This window comes from Stenotrophomonas sp. AGC87 (assembly GCF_057333975.1).
The window spans coordinates 73,906-74,939 of sequence record NZ_JBHFHW010000028.1 but is presented as its reverse complement, the minus strand read 5'-3'; the positions used below and the strand labels follow the sequence as shown (position 1 = coordinate 74,939).

Here is a 1,034-nt window from a genome sequence, read left to right as displayed (position 1 = left end):
CTTCAAGGTCGGCGATTTCGCCGGCGTCGGCTGCATGGTCGATTCCTGCCGCCACTGCGCGGCCTGCGATGAAGATCTGGAGCAGTACTGCGAGAAGGGCGCGACCTTCACCTACAACAGCACCGAGCGCGAGAGCGGCCAGCCGACCTTCGGCGGCTACTCCGACCACATCGTGGTCGAGCAGCGCTTCGTGGTGAAGGTGTCCGAAACGCTCGACCTCAAGGCCGCCGCGCCGCTGCTGTGCGCTGGCATCACCACCTATTCGCCGTTGCGCCACTGGAAGGTCGGCCCCGGCCAGAAGGTCGGCGTGATCGGCCTCGGTGGCCTGGGCCACATGGGCGTGAAGTTCGCCAAGGCGATGGGCGCCACCGTGGTGATGATCACCACCACCCCGGAAAAGGGCGCCGATGCCAAGCGCCTGGGCGCCGATGAAGTGCTGGTCTCGCGTGATCCGGCGCAGATGAAGGCCCATGCGGGCAGCTTCGACTTCCTGCTCAACACCATCCCGGTCAGCCACGACACCAACCCGTACATGTCCCTGCTCAAGCGCGATGCCACCATGTGCCTGGTCGGCGTGCTGACCGAGCTGGATCCGCCGCTGATGGGCGCTTCGGTGATGTTCGGCCGCAAGCACATCACCGGCTCGGCGATCGGCGGCATGGCTGAGACGCAGGAAATGATGGACTTCTGTGCCGAGCACAACATCGTCAGCGACGTGGAAGTGATCGACATCAAGACCGTCAACGAGGCCTGGGAGCGCATGGCGAAGAACGATGTGCGGTACCGCTTCGTCATCGACATGGGCACGCTGGAAAAGGCGGCCTGATCCTTCCGCACAGGCATGAAAAAACCCCGGCAATGCCGGGTTTTTTTTTGTGAGCTGTACACGTGTGCCCTTCGCGCAAATGTCTCCCGGCCGCTACGGGGCGCGGCGTGCGGTAAGCAGGGGGAAGCCAAGCGTGGCGCTGGTGGGGGGGGGGGGGGGGGGGGGGGGGGGGGGGGGGGGGGGGGGGGGGGGGGGGGGGGGGGGGGGG

General features: G+C 66.4%; 1 protein-coding gene. It reads left to right on the top strand.

The features are described 5' to 3' along the window. A partial coding sequence (locus tag ACE026_RS10035; RefSeq protein ID WP_486038883.1) for an NAD(P)-dependent alcohol dehydrogenase occupies positions 1-826 on the top strand: 826 nt, incomplete at its 5' end. Positions 827-1,034 lie beyond the last annotated feature (208 nt).